Annotated in this window: 15 protein-coding genes; 4 read left to right on the top strand and 11 right to left on the bottom strand. The window is 62.3% G+C overall.

Annotation, left to right across the window (positions count from 1 at the left end):
* The coding region (locus B3C1_RS03310) for a class I SAM-dependent RNA methyltransferase (protein ID WP_008482894.1) at positions 1 to 626 on the bottom strand (626 nt) is incomplete at its 3' end.
* 94 nt (positions 627 to 720) lie between these two features.
* Between B3C1_RS03310 and B3C1_RS03305 the strand changes: the two genes are divergently transcribed.
* Positions 721 to 1,206, top strand: a complete 486-nt coding sequence (locus B3C1_RS03305; protein ID WP_008482893.1) for an acyl-CoA thioesterase — start codon at positions 721 to 723, stop codon at positions 1,204 to 1,206.
* Positions 1,207 to 1,309: 103 nt separating this feature from the next.
* The gene (aroG, locus tag B3C1_RS03300; protein ID WP_008482892.1) at positions 1,310 to 2,362 is read left to right on the top strand and encodes a 3-deoxy-7-phosphoheptulonate synthase AroG; all 1,053 of its coding nucleotides are present in this window, start codon (positions 1,310 to 1,312) and stop codon (positions 2,360 to 2,362) included.
* Between the two features lie 26 nt (positions 2,363 to 2,388).
* Here the strand turns inward: aroG and B3C1_RS03295 are convergent, their stop codons facing one another.
* The 8 genes from B3C1_RS03295 to exaC all read right to left on the bottom strand — a co-directional run bounded on the left by B3C1_RS03295 (position 2,389) and on the right by exaC (position 11,222).
* Positions 2,389 to 3,090: a glutamine amidotransferase-related protein gene (locus B3C1_RS03295; protein WP_008482891.1), complete on the bottom strand. Its 702-nt coding sequence runs from the start codon at positions 3,088 to 3,090 to the stop codon at positions 2,389 to 2,391.
* 53 nt (positions 3,091 to 3,143) lie between these two features.
* The gene (locus tag B3C1_RS03290) at positions 3,144 to 3,977 is read right to left on the bottom strand and encodes an ABC transporter permease subunit (RefSeq protein WP_008482890.1); all 834 of its coding nucleotides are present in this window, start codon (positions 3,975 to 3,977) and stop codon (positions 3,144 to 3,146) included.
* Positions 3,974 to 4,867, bottom strand: a complete 894-nt coding sequence (locus tag B3C1_RS03285; RefSeq protein ID WP_008482887.1) for an ABC transporter permease subunit — start codon at positions 4,865 to 4,867, stop codon at positions 3,974 to 3,976. Before B3C1_RS03285 ends, B3C1_RS03290 begins: the two co-directional genes overlap by 4 nt.
* Before the next feature lie 2 nt (positions 4,868 to 4,869).
* Positions 4,870 to 5,991 carry an ABC transporter ATP-binding protein gene (locus tag B3C1_RS03280; protein WP_008482886.1) on the bottom strand — a complete coding sequence of 374 codons (1,122 nt, stop codon included), beginning with the start codon at positions 5,989 to 5,991 and terminating at the stop codon, positions 4,870 to 4,872.
* Positions 5,992 to 6,045: 54 nt separating this feature from the next.
* Positions 6,046 to 7,134: a polyamine ABC transporter substrate-binding protein gene (locus B3C1_RS03275; protein WP_035480944.1), complete on the bottom strand. Its 1,089-nt coding sequence runs from the start codon at positions 7,132 to 7,134 to the stop codon at positions 6,046 to 6,048.
* A gap of 476 nt (positions 7,135 to 7,610) precedes the next feature.
* Positions 7,611 to 8,525: a pseudouridine-5'-phosphate glycosidase gene (locus B3C1_RS03270; protein ID WP_008482884.1), complete on the bottom strand. Its 915-nt coding sequence runs from the start codon at positions 8,523 to 8,525 to the stop codon at positions 7,611 to 7,613.
* Positions 8,509 to 9,609, bottom strand: a complete 1,101-nt coding sequence (locus B3C1_RS03265; protein ID WP_008482883.1) for a PfkB family carbohydrate kinase — start codon at positions 9,607 to 9,609, stop codon at positions 8,509 to 8,511. Before B3C1_RS03265 ends, B3C1_RS03270 begins: the two co-directional genes overlap by 17 nt.
* Positions 9,610 to 9,701: 92 nt before the next feature.
* On the bottom strand, positions 9,702 to 11,222 hold the full coding sequence (gene exaC, locus B3C1_RS03260; RefSeq protein WP_008482882.1) for an acetaldehyde dehydrogenase ExaC: 1,521 nt from the start codon (positions 11,220 to 11,222) through the stop codon (positions 9,702 to 9,704).
* Positions 11,223 to 11,388: 166 nt separating this feature from the next.
* Here exaC and B3C1_RS03255 point away from each other — a divergent pair, with 166 nt between their 5' ends.
* The gene (locus B3C1_RS03255; protein WP_192813341.1) at positions 11,389 to 12,282 is read left to right on the top strand and encodes a helix-turn-helix domain-containing protein; all 894 of its coding nucleotides are present in this window, start codon (positions 11,389 to 11,391) and stop codon (positions 12,280 to 12,282) included.
* Positions 12,283 to 12,320: 38 nt separating this feature from the next.
* Here B3C1_RS03255 and mdh read toward each other — a convergent pair whose 3' ends face one another.
* Positions 12,321 to 13,493 carry an iron-dependent methanol dehydrogenase gene (gene mdh, locus B3C1_RS03250; RefSeq protein WP_008482878.1) on the bottom strand — a complete coding sequence of 391 codons (1,173 nt, stop codon included), beginning with the start codon at positions 13,491 to 13,493 and terminating at the stop codon, positions 12,321 to 12,323.
* 257 nt (positions 13,494 to 13,750) lie between these two features.
* On the opposite strand from mdh, the gene B3C1_RS03245 reads away from it, so the two are divergent.
* Entirely contained in the window at positions 13,751 to 14,281 is a 531-nt protein-coding gene (locus tag B3C1_RS03245) for a DUF1439 domain-containing protein (protein WP_008482877.1), read from the top strand.
* Here the strand turns inward: B3C1_RS03245 and B3C1_RS19230 are convergent.
* Entirely contained in the window at positions 14,278 to 18,306 is a 4,029-nt protein-coding gene (locus B3C1_RS19230) for an EAL domain-containing protein (RefSeq protein ID WP_008482876.1), read from the bottom strand. The genes B3C1_RS03245 and B3C1_RS19230 overlap by 4 nt on opposite strands.
* Positions 18,307 to 18,344: the final 38 nt, after the last annotated feature.

Raw genomic sequence — 18,344 nt, 5'->3', positions numbered from 1 at the left:
CCCCCCACCCCCCCCAGCCACTGGCCGCTGTGTTGGCCGTTACGGACCATCAGGCCACGAACTTGGCCGCTGTGGCTGGCTTCGTCATAGGCCAGCACCCCGAATTCGCGCATCCAGTCCCGCATCAGGGCCACCAGGGGGGCAACCTGGTCGGCCTGCACCGGGCAATCGTCGGTGGCCACCAGTTCGTGGCTGTGCTTTTTGAAAAAGCCGATCTCCGCCTTGCCCTTTTGCTTGAGCACGTTGTAGAGGGCCTTGTTGCGGAACTTCAGGGGGCTGTCCATGCCGATGCAGGGAGCCACCTCGGCATCGATGCCCTTGGCCGCCAGGGCCTGGGCCACCCTCTGGGTTTTCATGGCCAGCTGCGCCGGGTAGGCCAGGGTGCCGATTTGGCAGCCACCACAGTCGCTGTGGGCGCAAAAGGGCTCGGCCCGGTCCGCTGAGGCCTGGCGCACGTACAGCAGTTCACCTTGGGCATAGCGGGGTTTGACGTCCTTGAGGGCCACGGCCACCTCTTCCCCTGGCAGGGCGCCGCTGACAAAGATGCGGCGCTGGTCCAGCTGGGCAATGCCGTCGCCTTTGTCGGTAAGGCTGTCGATGGTGAGGATAACAGGTTGGTTGGCCATAAAAGCTCCAAGGACGCTGAGGGTGGCGCATCATAAGGGCAGGACCGGGGCCGCACAACAAATAAAAGCACAGCCTTGCCAAGGCCGGGGGCCATTGTTAGTTTGGGCCATCCCCCACAGCCCCAAAACCGCCATGGCCAGCCCCCTTCCCTGGGATCACCCGCAACCCTTTGTCCAAGCCCTGACCGTACTGCCCGAGCATATCGACGAACTGGGCCACACCAACAACGCCGTCTATGTGCGCTGGTGCGGTGACATTGCCTGGGCCCACACCACCGCCCTGGGCCTTGGCCTGGACCTGTACCGGGAGCTGGACCGAGCCATGGCCATGCAACAGGCCCAGTACCAGTACCTGGCGGCCGCCCTGGCCGGCGACGAGCTGCTGCTGGGCACCTGGGTCGAGCACTGCGACGGCAAGCTGGTGTCCGACCGCCTCTTCCAGCTGCTGCGCCCCGCCGACGGCAAGACCCTGTTTCGAGGCAAGGTGCGCTTCGTGTGCATCGAAATGAGCAGCGGCAAGCCCAAACGCATGCCCGCCGCCTTCGCCGACGGCTACCGGGGCGCGGCACTGGACGTTTAGAAGTCTGTTGCGCCCGCCCCTCAGGCAGGATAGCTTTAGGGGGTCTTGAATCACCGAGTTAACGACCCGCACCTAGCGCCTTGCAGTAAAGGAAAATACCGACATGTTCCAAAATGACGATCTGCGCATTCTAGAGATCAAAGAACTTCTTCCCCCCATCGCCGTTTTGGAAAAGTTTCCGGCCACTGAAGAGGCTGCCAGCACCGTCTTTTCGGCCCGCCAGGCCATCCACCAGATCCTCAATGACGAAGACGACCGGCTGCTGGTGATCGTCGGCCCCTGTTCTATCCACGACCCCAAGGCAGCGGTGGAATACGCCCACAAGCTCAAGGCCCTGCGCGAAGAACTCAAAGGCGACCTGGAAGTGGTAATGCGGGTCTACTTTGAAAAGCCCCGCACCACGGTCGGCTGGAAGGGCCTGATCAACGACCCCTACATGGACAACAGCTGCCAGATCAACGACGGCCTGCGCCTGGGCCGCAAGCTGCTGCTGGACCTGACCCACCTGGGCATGCCCACGGCGGTAGAATTTCTGGACATGATCACCCCCCAGTACCTGGCCGATCTGATCAGCTGGGGCGCCATCGGCGCCCGCACCACCGAATCCCAGGTACACCGGGAACTGTCTTCCGGCCTGTCCTGCCCGGTAGGCTTTAAGAACGGCACCGACGGCAACATCAAGATCGCCGCCGACGCCATCCGCAGCGCCTCGAGCCCCCACCATTTCCTGTCTGTGACCAAGTTCGGCCACAGCGCCATCGTCTCCACCGCCGGTAACGAGGACTGCCATATCATCCTGCGGGGCGGCAAGGCCCCCAATTACAGCCGCGAAGACGTGCAGGACGTGATGGCCAAGCTCGAGGCTGCCGGCCTGCGCCAGAAGGTGATGATCGACTTCTCCCACGCCAACAGCCTTAAGCAATACCAAAAGCAGCTGGACGTGGCCCAGGAGGTGGGTGCCCAGCTGGCCGAGGGCAACAAGGCCATCTTCGGGGTGATGATCGAAAGCCACCTGGTGGCAGGGCGCCAGGACCTGGTGGAAGGCCAGCCCCTGACCTATGGCCAGTCCGTCACCGACGCCTGCATCGGCTGGGACGACACCGACCAGGTACTGCGCCAGTTGGCCCAGGCGGTACGCCAGCGCCGCCAAGCCTGAAAAAAGCCGCCTCAAGGGCGGCTTTTTTAATGGCGGATAAAATCGGCCATCACCCTGGCCACCATCAGGCCGTCGTGGTCCTGGCGGTAACTGGCCATGGCCCGGTCGGCCCGCTCGGTGCCGATGTCGTCCCAGCGCTTTTTCAACAGCGCCTGGCCATAGTCGGGGGTGAATTCCGGGTGCCCCTGGAAGGCCAGCACCGTGTCGCCGATATGGAAGGCGGCGTGGGGGCAAAAGGCATTGGCCGCCAGCAGCGAGGCTCCCTGGGGCAGGCGGGTGACCTGGTCCCGGTGGCTGCAGATAAGCTTAAAGGCCGGTGCCGATGCCTTGAGCCAGGCCGGCTGGTTACGCCACTCATAATCCATGACCCCAACCCCCCAGCCCCCTTCGGCCCTTTCGGCCTTGCCCCCCAGGGCATGGGCCAGCAACTGGTGGCCAAAGCAGATACCAATCAGTTTCTGGCCGGCGGCGTGGCGCGCCCGCAAGTAGTCCGCCAAGGTCAGCACCCAGGGCTCGTCGCTGAAGGCGTCGGCCTTGGAGCCGGTCACCAGCAGGGCGTCAAAGGCCTCGGGGTGTTCGGGATAGACCCCCTCGATGACGCTGAAGATCTCGCTGTGCAGGGTCAACCCGGCCCGGGCGAACAGCTGTTGGAACATCAGGCCGTAGCCCTGGTATTGGTCCCGGAATTCCGGGTGCAGGATATCGGTTTGCAACAGGGCGATTTTCACGGGCTCTCCAAAACAAAACGGCAAGGAAACCTTGCCGTTTTTTGTTATCCCTTTCAACCGGCGGCCTTGATGGCCTTGAGGTCGGCCAGGCGGCGCTTGTCGGCGCGCCGTACCATCAGCCAGCTGATAAAGGCCGCCACCGACACCACCAGGATGATCAAGGTGGCCAGGGCGTTGACCTTGGGAGAGATCCCCATGCGCACCGAGCTGAACACTTCCATGGGCAAGGTGGTGGCCCCCGGCCCCGACACAAAGCTGGCCACCACCAGATCGTCCAGGGACAGGGTAAAGGACAGCAGCCAGGCCGCCGCCAGGGCCGGGGCCAACAGTGGTAGGGTGATGGTAAAGAAGGTCTTCAGAGGCGTCGCCCCCAGATCCATGGCCGCTTCTTCCAGGCTCAAGTCCATCTCCCGCAGCCGCGAGGTGATCACCACGGCGGCATAGGCCGAGCAGAAGGTGACATGGGCAATCCAGATGGTGAGCATGCCCCTGTCCTTGGGCCAGCCCAGCACGTCGGCCATGGCCACAAACAGCAGCAGCAGTGACAAGCCGATGATGACGTCGGGCATCACCAGCGGCGCCGTCACCATGCTGGAAAAGGCGGTCTTCCAGCGGCTGGGCCTGAACCGCACCAGCACGAAGGCGGCCATGGTACCCAGCACCACGGCGCTGCAGGCGGTCATAAAGGCGATGCGCAGGCTGGTCCAGACGGCGTTCATCAGTTGTGTGTCGCTGAACAGTTCACCGTACCACTTGGTAGAAAAGCCGGCCCAGACCGTCACTACCCTGGCGCTGTTGAACGAATAGATGATGAGGATCACCATGGGGGCGTACAGGAACAGCAGCCCCAGGTAGAACCACAGCCGGCTCAGGGAAAATCGGCTCATTGCTCGCCCTCCAGTTCCTTGGCCTGTTGGCGGTTGAAGTAGGCGATGGGCAGGCACAACAGCCCCAGCATCACCACCGCCAGGGCGGCGGCCACCGGCCAGTCACGGTTGGAGAAGAACTCGTTCCACAACACCTTGCCGATCATCAGGCTTTGGGGGCCTCCCAGCAGTTCGGGGATCACGAATTCCCCCACCACCGGGATAAACACCAGCATGGCGCCAGCCACCATGCCGGCCTTGGACAGGGGCAGGGTCACGGTCAAGAAGGCCTTCCAGCCCCTGGCGCCCAGGTCCGAGGCCGCTTCCAGCAATGACTGGTCATGGCGGCTCAAGTTGGCGTAGAGGGGCAGGATCATAAAGGGCAGGTAGGCGTAGACCACACCGATATACAGCGCGGTGTTGGTGTTGAGGATACGCAGCGGCTCGTCTATCACCCCCAGCCACATCAGGAACTGGTTCAGCAGGCCCTGGTTCTTGAGGATGCCTATCCAGGCGTAGATGCGGATAAGGAAGCTGGTCCAACTGGGCAGCATGATCAGCAACAGCAGCGCCGGCTGGGCCGTCTGGGGCGCCCTGGCGATGGCATAGGCCATGGGGTAACCCACCAGCAGGCACAGCACTGTGCTGATGGCCGCCACCTTCAGGGAGTTGAGGTAGGCATCAAAATAGAGGTTGTCCTGGGTCAGCCACACGAAATTGGCGAAGTTCACCACCACCTTGAGGCTGTCGTCCGCCCACTCTAGCAAAGGCTTGTAGGGCGGTATGCCGACAATGCTCTCGGACAGGCTGATCTTCAGCACTATGACGAAGGGCACCACGAAAAACAGCAGCAGCCAGGCGAAGGGGATCCCCATCACCAGGCGGCGGCCGGGAGGCAGGCGCAACTTCATGGTCAGCTCCTCAGCACCATGGGGCTGGCCGCTTCCCAGGACACATAGACCTCATCACCCCAGGTGGGGCGCTCGCCTCGGCGTTCCAGGTTGGTGTACTGGCTCTGGATCAGCTGGCCAGAGGCCAGGCGGATGTAATACACCGAATGGGAGCCCAGGTAGGCGATGTCGTGGACCTTGCCCTGGGCCCAGTTGTACTGGGTGTCTTCCGGGGCATCGAAGGTCACCTGCAGCTTCTCGGGGCGTACCGCCACGAACACCTTGGGATCTTCCATGGCGGTGGTGACACCACGGGACACGAAAATGGGGGCTTCCAGGCCAGGCACCTGGATCAGGGCGTGGTCCGGGGCGTCGTCCACCAGTTCCCCTTCAAACATGTTCACCGAACCGATGAATTCGGCGGTCATGCGGCTGTTGGGGCTCTCGTAGATGTCCAGAGGGGTGCCCTGCTGCACTATCCAGCCTTCGTTCATGATGGCGATGCGCTGGGCCATGGTCATGGCTTCTTCCTGGTCGTGGGTCACCATCACGCAGGTAACCCCTACGGACTCGATGATCTGCACCAGTTCCAGCTGCATCTGGGTGCGCAGCTTCTTGTCCAGGGCGCCCATGGGCTCGTCCAGCAGCAACAGCTTGGGCCTTTTGGCCAGGCTGCGGGCCAGGGCCACCCGCTGGCGCTGGCCACCGGACAGCTGCTGGGGTTTGCGCTGGGCATAATCGGTCATACGCACCAGGCGCAGCATTTCATCGACCCTGGGGCCAATCTCCGCCTTGGGCAGGCCGTCCTGCTTGAGGCCGTAGGCGATGTTCTGGGCCACCGTCATGTGCGGGAACAGGGCGTAGGACTGGAACATCATGTTGATGGGCCGCTTGTAGGGGGGCAGCTCGGTGATGTCCTGGCCGTCGATGAAGATGCGGCCGCTGGACGGCTGCTCGAAACCCGCCAGCATGCGCAGCAAGGTGCTCTTGCCCGAGCCGGAACCACCCAGCAGGGCAAAGATCTCGCCTTTGCGGATCTCCAGGCTGACGTTGTCCACCGCCTTGACCTGGCCGAAAAACTTGCTGACGCCTTCAATGGTCAGCAGTACTGGGGGCGTCGCGAGTGGCGCTTCGCTGCCAGTCATTGCCATTACAACCTCCGAAAACAAAAGGGCCAGGCTTTCGCCTGGCCTCTGAACTCACTTACCAGACTTAACCTTGGTCCAGACCCGGGTTACCAGGCGCTCCACCTTCTTGGGCAAGATGGCGAAGGTAAAGAGGTGCGCCTCTGCCTCGGCGGTGGGATAAACGCCGGGGTTGTTGCGGATGGCGTCTTCCACCAGGGGGGTGGCGGCGGCATTGCCGTTAGCATAGGACACGAAGTTGGAAACGCGGGCGATGTTGGCCGGTTCCAGCATGTAGTTGAGGAACTTGTAGGCCTCGTCGGCGTTGTTGGCGTCCACCGGGATGGCCATCATGTCAAACCACATGCCGGCGCCTTCCTTGGGAATGACGTAGGACACCTGAACACCGTTTTTGGCTTCGTCGGCACGGGTGGCGGCCTGCAGCACGTCGCCGGAGAAACCGATGGCGATACAGATGTCGCCGTTGGCCAGGTCGTCGATGTACTTGGAGCTGTGGTAGTAGGTCACGTAGGGGGCGACCTTGCTCAGCATGGCTTCGGCCTTGGCGTAGTCGGCCGGATCCTCGGAGTTGGGGTTCAGGCCCAGGTAGTTAAGGGCGGCCGGCAGGATCTCGGACGGGGCGTCCAGGAAGCTGACGCCACACTGGCTGAGCTTGCTCATGTACTTGGGATCGAACACCAGGGCCCAGGTATCGGTGGGGGCATCGGCGCCCAACACCGCCTTGACCTTGTCGGGGTTGAAGCCGATACCTGTGGTGCCCCACATGTAGGGGAAGGCATGCTCGTTACCCGGGTCGTAGGTTTCGAGGATCTTCATCAGCTTGGGGTTGAGGTTGTGCCAGTTGGGCAGCTTGCTCTTGTCCAGCTTCATAAAGGCGCCGGCCTGGATCTGTTTACCCAGGAACTGGCCGGAAGGCACTACCACGTCAAAGCCGCTGCGGCCGGCCAGCAGTTTGGCCTCCAGCAGTTCGTTGCTGTCGAAGACGTCGTAGGTGACCTTGATACCGGTCTCTTTTTCGAAGGCAGGAATGCTCTGCTCGTCGATATAGTCAGACCAGTTGTAGATATGGAGGGTGGCATCCTTGGCCAGAGCAACACTGCTCATCAGGGCGAGGCCAGCCAGGGCGAACACAGACTTGTGCATGGAAGTCTCCTTCAGGTTCAGGCCAAACCTGCCTTGCCTGGGGCCGCCACAGAGGCGCACCGCACTCAAAAGCACGTTTAGACCCACTTCATTGGCAACCCGCAGAACGGGCGCGTACATCCCAATCAAACCCTGGCTGGCAGCCAGGACCCTTTTGCCCAAAACCGGCAACCATACAGCTGCCCCGGTTTGGAATGCTTTGCTTTTTACGCCTAGAGGTGGGTCACACCCCAGGTTTGGAAAGGAGCTCAAATTTGCGCGTAATATAATCGCAAAATCGGCCCTGCCAAACGCTTTTTTCACCCCTCGACATGATTTTTTTTATGCCTGGGAGCTGCACCAAAATGCAGGCCCCGATTTACGGGCCCGGGGCCTTGAAGTGACGGTTTAGTGACGGCTCCCCGCCGCTGCCAAACCAGGCTGCGCCCAGGCCCGGCCGCTAAAAAAAGACCCCGCCGAAGCGGGGTCTGCCGGGCTTAGCCCTTAGCGTAGGCAGTGGCTATCTGAGCCGCCAGCCTTGCATTGTTAAGCACCAAGGCGATGTTGGCGGCCAGGGAGCTGCCACCGGTCAACTCCGTCACCCTCTTGAGCAGGAAAGGAGTGGAAGCCTTGCCGCCTATGCCCTGCTGCTCCAGCTCCACCAAGGCGGTGGCAATGGCCTGATCGATGACGGCCTTGTCCATAGCGTGCTCGGCAGGGATGGGGTTGGCCACCACCACACCCCCTTTGAGGTCCATGGCCCACTTGGCCTTGAGCGCGGCGGCGATCTGCGCCGGCTCATCCAGGCGGTAGTCGATACCAAAATCGGACTCGCGGGTATAAAAGGCCGGCAGGCAGTCGGTCTGGTAACCCACCACCGGCACCCCTTTGGTTTCCAGATATTCACGGGTCAGGCCCAGATCCAGTATGGACTTGGCGCCAGCGCACACCACGGCCACGTCGGTCTGGGCCAGTTCGTCCAGGTCGGCGCTGATGTCAAAGGTGCTCTGGGCCCCCCTGTGCACGCCCCCTATGCCCCCCGTGGCAAAGACCCGGATGCCGGCCATGGCCGCCAGGATCATGGTGCCGGCAACGGTCGTGGCACCCATGGCCTTGCTGGCCACCACAAAGGGAATGTCGCGGCGACTGGTCTTGATCGCCGACTGGCCGGCCTGGCCCAGACGGGTGATATCGGCTTCGCTCAGGCCGATTTTGAGCTTGCCATCCATGATGGCCAGGGTGGCCGGCTCGGCTCCTTCGGCGCGCACTGCCGCTTCCACTTGCAGGGCCGTTTCCACGTTCTGGGGAAAGGGCATGCCGTGGGAAATGATGGTGGACTCCAGGGCTACCACCGGCCGGCCGGCCGCCAGGGCCTCGGCGACATTGGGGGCTATCTCAAGATACTGTTGCATGGGTCGTCTCCTTGAGGCGCCAAACAGCCGCCTCCGACATCAAGGGATGAATGGTGTCCTGGTGGGAGGCCGCCAGGGCAGCCGCCCACAGGGCGAAATCGGTACGTTGGGCCAGGTCTTGGTGTTGCAGCAGGCCGTGGGCCATGGCCGCCAGGGCAGCGTCACCGGCACCGGTGACATTGACCAGTTGGCTGACGCGCGACGCCAACCAGTGGCAACCCTGCTGGTTGGCCAGCAGGGCCCCATCGGCCCCCAGGGTCAGCAGCACCTCCCCTACCCCCTGAGCTACCAGGGCCTGGGCCGCCGCCTGGGCACTGGCCCTGTCGGTTACCCTGATGCCGGTCAGCACACCGGCCTCCAGGGCGTTGGGTTTAAGGCATTGGATCTGCCCAAGGTAGGGCTTGAGTTTGGGGGCCTTGGCCGTGGACACAGGGTCCACCAGCACCGGCTGGCCGGCATGGCGGGCAAAAAGCCAGGCCAGGGCTTCTTCATCCAGGTTGGCATCCAATACCCAGATGGCAGCCCTGTCCACCAGGCCGCTCCTGTCCTGCAGGGCCTTGGCATCGAGGCGCTTGAGCACCTCCATGTCACTCAGGGCCAACTGCATCTCACCGCTGTTGTCATGCACCGACAGGTAGACACAGGTGCGGGCCCCGGGCACCCGCAGCAGGCCGTCCAGGCCCATGCCGCTTTGGCGGCAGGCGGCCAGCAGCCGCTCGCCCCAGTCGTCGTCACCCAAGGCGCTGACAAACTGCACCGGGCTGCCCAGGCGGGCCAGGTTGTCGGCGATGTTACGGGCCACTCCCCCGGCACTGGCGCTGAGGGTTCCGGGGTTGGAGTCGCCAAAGTGCAGGGCACCCTGGCTTTTGCCGCACAGGTCCAGGTTGGCACCGCCCAGCACCAGGGCATAGCGGCTGGGGGCCAGCACATAGCCCTTGCCGAGGATATGGCCCTTCTGGGTGAGGTTCATGATATGGCCCGCCACGGCGCTGCGGCTCAGGCCCAGTTGGTCAGCCAACTGCTGCTGAGGGATAAGGGGGTCTTGCTTGAGAAGCTCGAGGATCTGGCGTTCACGCTCGGTCACAAACTTATGTCCGCAATACAAACTTAAGTTTGCATGATAGACCGCCACACCTAAGGAGACAAGAAGAAGGCGCCCTGAGGCGCCTTGCTGCTTTAGAAGAAGCCCAGGGGCTTTTGGTCGTAGCTCATCAAGATGCACTTGGTCTGCTGGTAGTGGTCCAGCATCATCTTGTGGGTCTCGCGACCGATGCCGGAGCGCTTGTAGCCACCGAAAGCGGCGTGGGCCGGGTAGAGGTGGTAGCAGTTGGTCCAGACCCGGCCGGCCTGGATCCCCCGGCCAAGACGGTAGGCACGGTTGGCGTCCATGGTCCACACCCCGGCCCCCAGGCCGAAGCTGGTGTCGTTGGCGATGCGCAGGGCCTCGGCCTCGTCCTTGAAGGTGGTGATGGCCAGGGTGGGCCCGAAGATCTCCTCCTGGAACACCCGCATGCTGTTATTGCCCTTGAGCATGGTGGGTTCCACATAGAAGCCGGACTCCAGACCCGCTCCCAGGCTGGCTCGGCCCCCTCCCAACAACACTTCCACACCTTCGGCACGGCCTATGTCCATGTAGGAGAGGATCTTGTCCAGCTGCTGTTTGGAGGCCTGGGCCCCAACCTGGGTGTCGGTATCCAGGGGGTTGCCCTGGCGGATGGTCTTGGCCCTGGCCAGGGCCTTTTCCATAAAGGCATCGTAGATGGACTCGTGGATCAGTGCCCGGGACGGGCAGGTACAGACCTCCCCTTGGTTGAAGAAGGTCATCAACAACCCTTCGATGCACTTGTTGAGGTAGTCCTCACCGTGGCTCATCACATCTTCAAAGTAGATGTTGGGGGATTTGCCCCCCAGCTCCAGGGTGGTGGGGATCAGCAACTTGGCGGCATTGGCCATGATCTTGGAGCCTACCGGGGTGGAGCCGGTAAAGGCGATTTTGGCGATGCCGCTGTGGGTGGCCAAGGCCTCGCCGGCCTCGGCGCCCAGGCCGTGCACCACGTTCACCACGCCGGGGGGAATAAGGTCTCCCACCAGTTCCATCAGCACGCAGATGGACGCCGGTGTCTGCTCGGCCGGTTTGAGCACCACGCAGTTGCCCGCTGCCAGGGCCGGGGCCAGCTTCCAGGCCGCCATCAGCAGCGGGAAGTTCCAGGGAATGATCTGCCCCACAACCCCGTAGGGCTCGTGGAAGTGGTAGGCAACCGTAGTAGCGTCAATCTCGCTCAGGCTCCCTTCCTGAGCCCTGATGCAGCCGGCGTAATAGCGAAAGTGGTCCACCACCAGGGGAATGTCGGCATTGACGGTTTCTCGCACCGCCTTGCCGTTGTCCCAGGTTTCGGCCACCGCCAGCATCTCGATGTTCTGCTCGATACGATCGGCGATGCGCAGCAGCAGGTTGGCCCTGTCGGTTACCGAGGTGGCACCCCAGGCCGCAGCCGCCTTGTGGGCGGCGGCCACGGCCAGGTCAATATCCGGCGCCGAGGAGCGCGGCACCTGGCAAAAGACCTGCCCTGTTACCGGGGTCAGGTTGTCCAGATAGCGGCCTTCCACCGGCGGTTGCCAGCGGCCATCGATAAAGTTCTCGTAGCGGTCCTTGAAGTTGACCAGAGCGTTAGGCTGGCCGGGTTGGGCGTAAATCATGCTGCATCCTCGTGGCGCTGTTGTTTTGCACTACTATCGGAGGGCAGCGGCTTCGACTCTTGCCTGGCAGTTGCAAACCATTGCCTGCCAGACTCATCGGGCCAGTTGCACCTTACCTTGCCGTTAAGGTCAATAAAGCAGCAAAGGGGGAGAACCCGGAATGCAAATGCTTGAACGCCTGAACAAAAATGCCAGACGCCGGGAAGCGGTGGAAAACCGGGTCTGTTTCAACGGCCCCCAGGTCGAGCTGGCCATTTACGACACCTATGAGCCAGCCAAACAGGTGGCGCTGCGCTCGGACAACCTGCTCTACTGCGCCATGCTCAGCGGCAGCAAACGCATGCATGGGGTCAGTGACCAACCCCAGCTGTTTTTGCCCCATGAGTCCTTCGTGCTGGCACCAGGCCAACCGGTCTGGATTGATTTTCCCGATGCCAGGCCCCAGACCCCCACCACCTGCCTGGCGGTGGACATCAGCCCTGAGCGTATCGACGCCGTAGCCCGGCAGCTGAGCGATCGCCGGGACCCCGGTCTTGGCCCTTGCCAATACCAGGCCAGGGCCGTTCATTGCCGCCACAACAACGAAACCCAGCGGCTGCTGGAGCGCCTGAGCGCCACCTTTATCGAACCGGCGCCGGAACAGAAGATCCTTATCGATCTGCAATTGACCGAACTGGTGATGCGGCTGTTGCGCCAGCAAAGCCGGGACCTGCTGCTCAGCGCCCTGGAGCAGGGGCAGATCCACCACGGCCTGCTGGCCGCCATGCGCACCCTTAAAGACAGGCCCAGCCAGCCGTTGGATATGGACAAACTCAGCAGCGAGGCCTGCATTTCCAAGGCCCAGCTCTACCGGTTGTTCAAGCAGGAGCTGGGCCAGACCCCGGGGGAGTACCTGCAACAATTGCGCCTGGAGCAGGCCCGCCAGTGGCTGAGCGAAGGGCAGATGAGCGTCACCGAGATCGCCTTCGAACTGGGCTACCAGAGCCTGTCCCATTTCAACCGGCGCTTTAAGGCGGCGGCCGGGGTCAGCCCTGGCCGCTACCGCCGGCAGCTCAATTAAAAAGCCCGCCGAAAGGCGGGCTTTTTCAAGGTCTGCACTCAGAGGGCGGCGCGGAAGATGGCCACCACCTGGTCGTGGGTAGCCAGGCGCGGGTTGGTGAGCATGCAGGCGTCCTTCTGGGCGTTCTCGGACATTACCCCCAGGTCAGCTTCTTTGACCCCCAACTGGCTGAGATTGGCGGGAATGCCGATCGCCCCGGCCAGTTCGCGAATAGCCTGGATGCCGGCCTCGGCGGCCTCGGTGACCGTCAGCCCCAGGGTTTCGGCCCCAAGGAAAGTGGCGATCTCGGCATAGCGCTCGGGGCAGGCAATGAGGTTGAACTCACAGACATGGGGCAGCAGCACGGCGTTGCAGACCCCGTGGGGCAGGTTGTAGAAGCCGCCAAGCTGGTGAGCCATGGCATGGACATAACCCAAGGAGGCGTTGTTGAACGCCATACCGGCCAGGTACTGGGCGTAACACATGGCGTCCCTGGCCTCCAGATCGGTGCCGTTGGCCACGGCTGGGCGCAGCCACTGGGCGATAAGGCGGATGGCCTTCTCGGCGCAGGCGTCGGTGATGGGGTTGGCCGCCGTGGACACATAGGCCTCTATGGCATGGGTCAAGGCGTCCATGCCGGTAGCAGCGGTCAGGGCCGGCGGCTTACCTACCATCAGCTTGGGATCGTCTATGGCCACCAGGGGGGTGCAGCGCCAGTCGACGATGGCCATCTTCACATGGGTCTCGGTGTTGGTGATGATACAAAAACGGGTCATCTCCGAAGCCGTACCGGCCGTGGTGTTGACGGCAATAAGGGGAGTCATGGGCACCTTGCTCTTATCCACCCCTTCGTAATCGCGGATATGGCCGCCACCGGCCGTCACCAGGCCCACGCCCTTGGCGCAGTCGTGGGCACTGCCGCCCCCCAGGGACAGGATAAAATCACAGTCGTTGTCCTGGTACACCTGGACCCCCTGGTGGACGTTGACGTCTGTAGGGTTGGGCTCGGCACCGGGGAAAATCACCGCTTCGACCCCTGCTTCGCGCAGGTAGCCGGCGATCTGTTCCGACACCCCCAGCTTGTGCAGCCCCTGGTCGGTGACGATAAGGGCACGGCGTGCCCCAAGTTCCCTGGCCTTGGGGCCCACTTGGGCGGCAGAGCCCAGGCCCATCAGGGTGACGCAGGGGATGTAGAATCCATAGGTTTGATCAGCAAGTGCCTTAATCGCCATAACGCGCTCCATTTCCTTGAATACTGGCTTGTCTTGATGGCCAGTGTGCCCCTGGCAGGCAGCGGCACACCGGATCTCGATCAAGTTTTGGGTTTGACGTTGCTCGCCGTTTCACCCTAGCGCCGCCCCCGGCGCCAAGCTTGCCTCTGAGGCTCATCGGGCCAGTCAAACAGCCAAGGCTGATATGGCGTTGGCGCCGCTGGCCATTCAGGCTAGGCTTGCTACACTGCCTGCCCCGGAACCGGAATAGTTTCAAGATGAAAAGACTGCTGATCGTGGCCAGCCTGCTGATGCTGGCCGGCTGTGCCCAATTGATGGGCCTGGCCAATTACACCCTGACCCAGGCCGAGCTGCAGGACAAGCTGCGCGGCCAGTTGGACGACTGGAGCCAGGAGTTGGGCCAAAGCCTGGGGGTGCGCACCCAGATTGACCAACTGGACTTGCGCCTCCATGACCAGAAGGCCAGGTTGAAACTGGGCGGTGAGGCGGCCTTGAGCCAGATGTTCAAAGCCATTCCCCTAGCCCTGCAATTGGAAGTGGAAGGTCGCCCCTCCCTGGAGGGCAAAGCGGTGTATCTGAGAGACATCAAGCTGCTGACCGCCAAGGCCGACCTGCTGGGTTACAGCGGCCGCCTGGGCCCGGATACCAGCGCCATGGGCCAATGGCTGACCCGTTACCTCAACAGCCACCCCGTCTACCGGATCCCGGACGACAGCCCCTTGGCCGCCCTGCCCCTGTCCATGGAAGTGGCCGAAGGCCGCCTGGTCTTTCGCCCCAGCAAGCCCTAATCGGAGCGGCGCTGGTCGCCGTATCCCAGGGTCGCCTGCCGCTGGTCCCCCTGTTCCCTGAGGAACTCGGCCAGCGGCGCCGGCCGGCCAAAGTAGAATCCCTGCCCGTAGTCCAGCCCCATCTTGTGCAGCAAGGTGGCGGTAACGTCGTCCTCCACCCACTCGGCAATACTCTGGGCCTGCATCTTGTGGGCGATATTGCTGATGGAGGAGATGATGGTCCTGTCCAGGGGGTTGTGGGCGGCGCTTTGCACAAAGCAGCCGTCAATCTTGATGAAATCCACTTGGAAGTGGCGCAGATAGGCAAAGGAACTGAGCCCAGAGCCGAAGTCGTCGATGGCAATGCGCCCCCCTATGGTGCGGATCTGCTGCACCAACCGGGTGGCATTGGACATCTGGTTGATAAGGGCCGTCTCGGTGATCTCGAAACAGACCCTTGACGGCCCGAGGGGGCTGTTGGTGAGTTTGTCCAGCAGCTGTTTGGCAAAGAGTTCGCTACTCAGGGAATTGGCCGACAGGTTGACGAAGTAGCAGTCCACCTTGGCATCGGCCAACAGCTGAGCCTGACGCACCAGTACCTGATCCAGCACCCAGAGATCCAAGTGTTCCATCAGGTCGTAGCGCTCCGCCGCCGGGATAAAGGCGGCCGGCCCGATGACGCCGCCGTCGTCGGACTTGAGGCGCAGCAGCAGCTCCACGAAACGCTCATCGCCGTTGAAGGCCTCCATGCCCTGGCAGTAGAGCATGAATTTCTCTTCCTGGATGGCGGCCTTGAGCTTGGAGGCCATCATCAGTTCCTGGTGGTTGAGCTGAGCCAGATCGTCACCGTTATAGATGCAGACCTTGGCCCGCCCGGAAGACTTGGCGGCATAACAGGCCACGTCCGCATGGGACATCACCTCGGCCAGGGACTGGGTGGCGGGAGTGATACTGGCAATGCCGACGCAGGCGCTGACGTCATAGTCCTGCCCTTCCCAGCGGAAATTGAGCTTCTTGGCCGCCGCCAGCATTTCTTCGGCTATCTGCCTGGCCTTGTCCTGGTTGCAGTGTTCCAGCAGCAACCCGAATTCGTCTCCCCCCAGGCGGGCCAGTACGTCGTCACTCCGGATCAGTTGCCGCCATTGCTGGCCCAGTTCCACCAGCAGGGCGTCACCGGCGCTGTGGCCGGCGCTGTCGTTGAGGATCTTGAAGCTATCGAGGTCGAAGAAGCAGAACTGGGCCACCTTGCCGCTGCGGTGCACCTTGTCGATGCAGCGCTCCAGGCTCTGCTCGAACTGGGCCCGGTTCAGTAGGCCGGTCAAGGCGTCATGGGCGGCGGCATGGCTCAGTTCCCGCTGCAGGGCCCGGGTCCGGGTCATGTCCTGGAACACCATCACCGCCCCCTGGGGCAGGCCGTCACTGTCCCGTACCGGCGCCGCCGAACTGATGATGTCAAAGCGCTTGCCGTAACGGTTGACCATCACCATGTCCTGGGCCGGATGCTGGTTGCTGTTCTCTTCGATGCATTGGAGCACGGGATTGGGCAAGGCGTTGTCGGTCCGCTCGTCATAGATGGTGAAGATACGGTCAAAATCCCAACCCATGGCCTCGTCCAGGGGCCAACCCAGCAGCTCTTCTGCCACATGGTTGAAGTAACTGACCCGGCCGGCGGCGTCGGTACAGACCACGGCGTCCCCTATGCTGCCCAGGGTAACGCTAAGCCGTTCTTTTTCTTCGAACAGGGCCTGCTCCGAGCGCTTGAAGTCGGTCACGTCCCAGTTGCAGCCCACCACCCGCTTGACCATGCCTGCCTCGTCCAGCTGCGGCTCGGCCATGGTCCTGATGTAGCGCAGGGCGCCGTCGGGCAGGCGGATACGAAACAGGCTGTCCAGATGCTGGCCCAGATTCAGGGTGTCCTCGAAGCGGGTCAACAGATCCGGTAGATCTTCGGCCAGCACCCGGCCCCGCCAACGGGCCATCAGGTCCTGGCTCTCGTCAGGCTCCAGGCGGTAGATGCTGTACATCAGGCTGTCCCAGGTCAGCAATCCCTGGTGGGGCACATATTCCCAGATGCCGATCTTCCCTGCCCTGGTGGCCAGAGCCAAACGCTCGCTGGCCGCTTTTTGCTGGGCTTCCAGCTCCCTGAGCAGGGTGACGTTCTGCATCTGGAATACGTAGTGGCGCAGCTGGCCGCCTTTGCCCCGCACCGCCGATACACTGGCCTGGAGTATGATGTCGTCCTGAAACTCCTGGGTGAAGGTCAGGTCCAGGCTGGCCTTGTCCTGTTCTTCCCGGCCCAGAGCCACCAGTTGCTGGCGCAGCCTTTCCTTGCTGTTGTGGCCGAGCATGCTGATCACGGTGCGATCCAAGAGATCGTTGGCGGCGCAGCCCAGCTCCCGGCACAGCGCCGGGTTGACCTGCTGCCATTGCAGATTCAAGTCCACTATGGCCATGCCGTCGGGGGCATTGTCTATGGTGGTGCGCAGCAGGTTTTCACTCTCCTGCAAAGAGGCTTCCAGCAGCTTGCGCTCGGTGATGTTTTCCTGAAAGACGATGATGCCGCCTTGGCGGTCCCCCTGTTCAAACCAGGGAATCACCTCCCAGCGCAGCCAGATCACCCTGTCTCCCACCATAAAACTGTCTTCGCTGCGCTTTTGGCTCTCGCCGCGCAGGCTGCGGGCATGGATAACCCGCCACTCTTCGGACTCGTCGGGGAACAGATCGTAATGGATGCGGCCCTTGTATTGGATACCGGCCAGGTCGTGGCTTTCTATCCAGTCGTCACTGGCGGCGATGTAGCGCATGCCCATATCGAAAATGGCCACCTCGCAGGGCACCTTGGACAAGAACAAGGCAAACCTGTCCTTGTTCTGGATGATCTCCGCCTCCCTTTCCTTGAGGCGCTGGACCATATGGCTGAAGTCGTCGGTCAGTCGCCGCAGTTCCTTGGAATTGGCTGGAGGCAGGCTGGTGTTGAAGTTGCCCCTGGCCACCTGACTGGTGGCCTTGCCTAGCAGGCGCAGGGGATAAAGCAGCCGCCGAACCCCGACGGTGAGCAGAATGAACATCACCAACACCAGGCCGGTTAGTTGCAGGAAAAAGAAGTTACGGAACTGCAGGGCTTCAGCCAGCAAAAAGTCCCTGGGCAGGGCCCTTATCACATACCAGTAGCGGTCACTGCGCTGTCCCGTGTAGTCGATGCGGTTGGCAAAGAAGACCTTCTGGCCCGACGCCAGGCTCTCCTTGACCTGGGTCAGCCGCTCTCCCTCATCCTGGGCCCAAAGCTCCGCCAGGGCCGGGTACAGCTCGCCGATACGCAGATCCTGCCCCAGCTCGAAGGCAAAGCTTTCGTCAGGCTGGGGGGAGAACAGCACCTGGCCTTTTTCGTTGACCAAGTAGGTGTAGGACTCGCTGCCCACATCCAGCAGGTAACGGTTCAGGTCAAAGCGGAAGTCCACGTTCAGGGCCACAAACCCCAGTCGTTTGCCCTGGTTGGAAAAGACCGGCGCCATCAGCCGCACCGTGGGAATATGGGGGATCTGGATGCGGCCAAATTCCTGGTTGAGGTTCAAAGGAGAGATATAGAACTCCCCCCGCCCCAACGGCAGGCTGGCCAGGTAGTAGTCCCTGTCGCTCTTGTCCTGCAAATCTGCCAAGGGCAGGCTGTGCAGCCGGCCGTCTTCCTCCCGCACCACTTTCAGTAGCTCCATGCCCTCTTCGTCGAGGATACGGGCCTGGAAGTAATCCGGGGTGTTTTCCATCACCGACAACCAGGCCAGGGTCAAGGAGGGAGATTGGGGCGGGCGGTCGGGGTCGGCCAACCAGTCTTTGACCTCACCCAGGCTGGCCAGCAGCAGGATATCGTCCTGGTAGCTGTCGAGGGACTGCTGGAGGTTGGCGGCCCTGGCTTGGAGCAGCTGTTGCTGCTCGCTGGTAATGCCCCTGGCCAGTTGGTGAAAGGTCAGCCATTGCACAAGGATGCCGGTGACCAGCACTGTGGCCACGGCCAATACGGCGATGCGGTTGGTGAGGGAGATCCTGTGCATCCTGCCATCCTTGTTCCCTGTGGGATCTTGAGTATCGG

The sequence above is a fragment of the Gallaecimonas xiamenensis 3-C-1 genome, assembly GCF_000299915.1.
Lineage (GTDB): Bacteria > Pseudomonadota > Gammaproteobacteria > Enterobacterales > Gallaecimonadaceae > Gallaecimonas > Gallaecimonas xiamenensis.
The sequence above is the reverse complement of the archived record's forward strand: the minus strand, read 5'-3'. Positions and strand labels throughout refer to the sequence as shown.

Excerpts from the sequence above, each read along its gene's own strand:
- aroG (WP_008482892.1), top strand. The coding sequence starts at position 1,310 with ATGTTCCAAAATGACGATCTGCGCATTCTAGAGATCAAAGAACTTCTT.
- B3C1_RS03290 (WP_008482890.1), bottom strand. The coding sequence starts at position 3,977 with ATGAGCCGATTTTCCCTGAGCCGGCTGTGGTTCTACCTGGGGCTGCTG.
- B3C1_RS03285 (WP_008482887.1), bottom strand. The coding sequence starts at position 4,867 with ATGAAGTTGCGCCTGCCTCCCGGCCGCCGCCTGGTGATGGGGATCCCC.
- B3C1_RS03280 (WP_008482886.1), bottom strand. The coding sequence starts at position 5,991 with ATGACTGGCAGCGAAGCGCCACTCGCGACGCCCCCAGTACTGCTGACC.
- B3C1_RS03275 (WP_035480944.1), bottom strand. The coding sequence starts at position 7,134 with ATGCACAAGTCTGTGTTCGCCCTGGCTGGCCTCGCCCTGATGAGCAGT.
- B3C1_RS03270 (WP_008482884.1), bottom strand. The coding sequence starts at position 8,525 with ATGCAACAGTATCTTGAGATAGCCCCCAATGTCGCCGAGGCCCTGGCG.
- exaC (WP_008482882.1), bottom strand. The coding sequence starts at position 11,222 with ATGATTTACGCCCAACCCGGCCAGCCTAACGCTCTGGTCAACTTCAAG.
- B3C1_RS03255 (WP_192813341.1), top strand. The coding sequence starts at position 11,389 with ATGCTTGAACGCCTGAACAAAAATGCCAGACGCCGGGAAGCGGTGGAA.
- mdh (WP_008482878.1), bottom strand. The coding sequence starts at position 13,493 with ATGGCGATTAAGGCACTTGCTGATCAAACCTATGGATTCTACATCCCC.
- B3C1_RS03245 (WP_008482877.1), top strand. The coding sequence starts at position 13,751 with ATGAAAAGACTGCTGATCGTGGCCAGCCTGCTGATGCTGGCCGGCTGT.
- B3C1_RS19230 (WP_008482876.1), bottom strand. The coding sequence starts at position 18,306 with ATGCACAGGATCTCCCTCACCAACCGCATCGCCGTATTGGCCGTGGCC.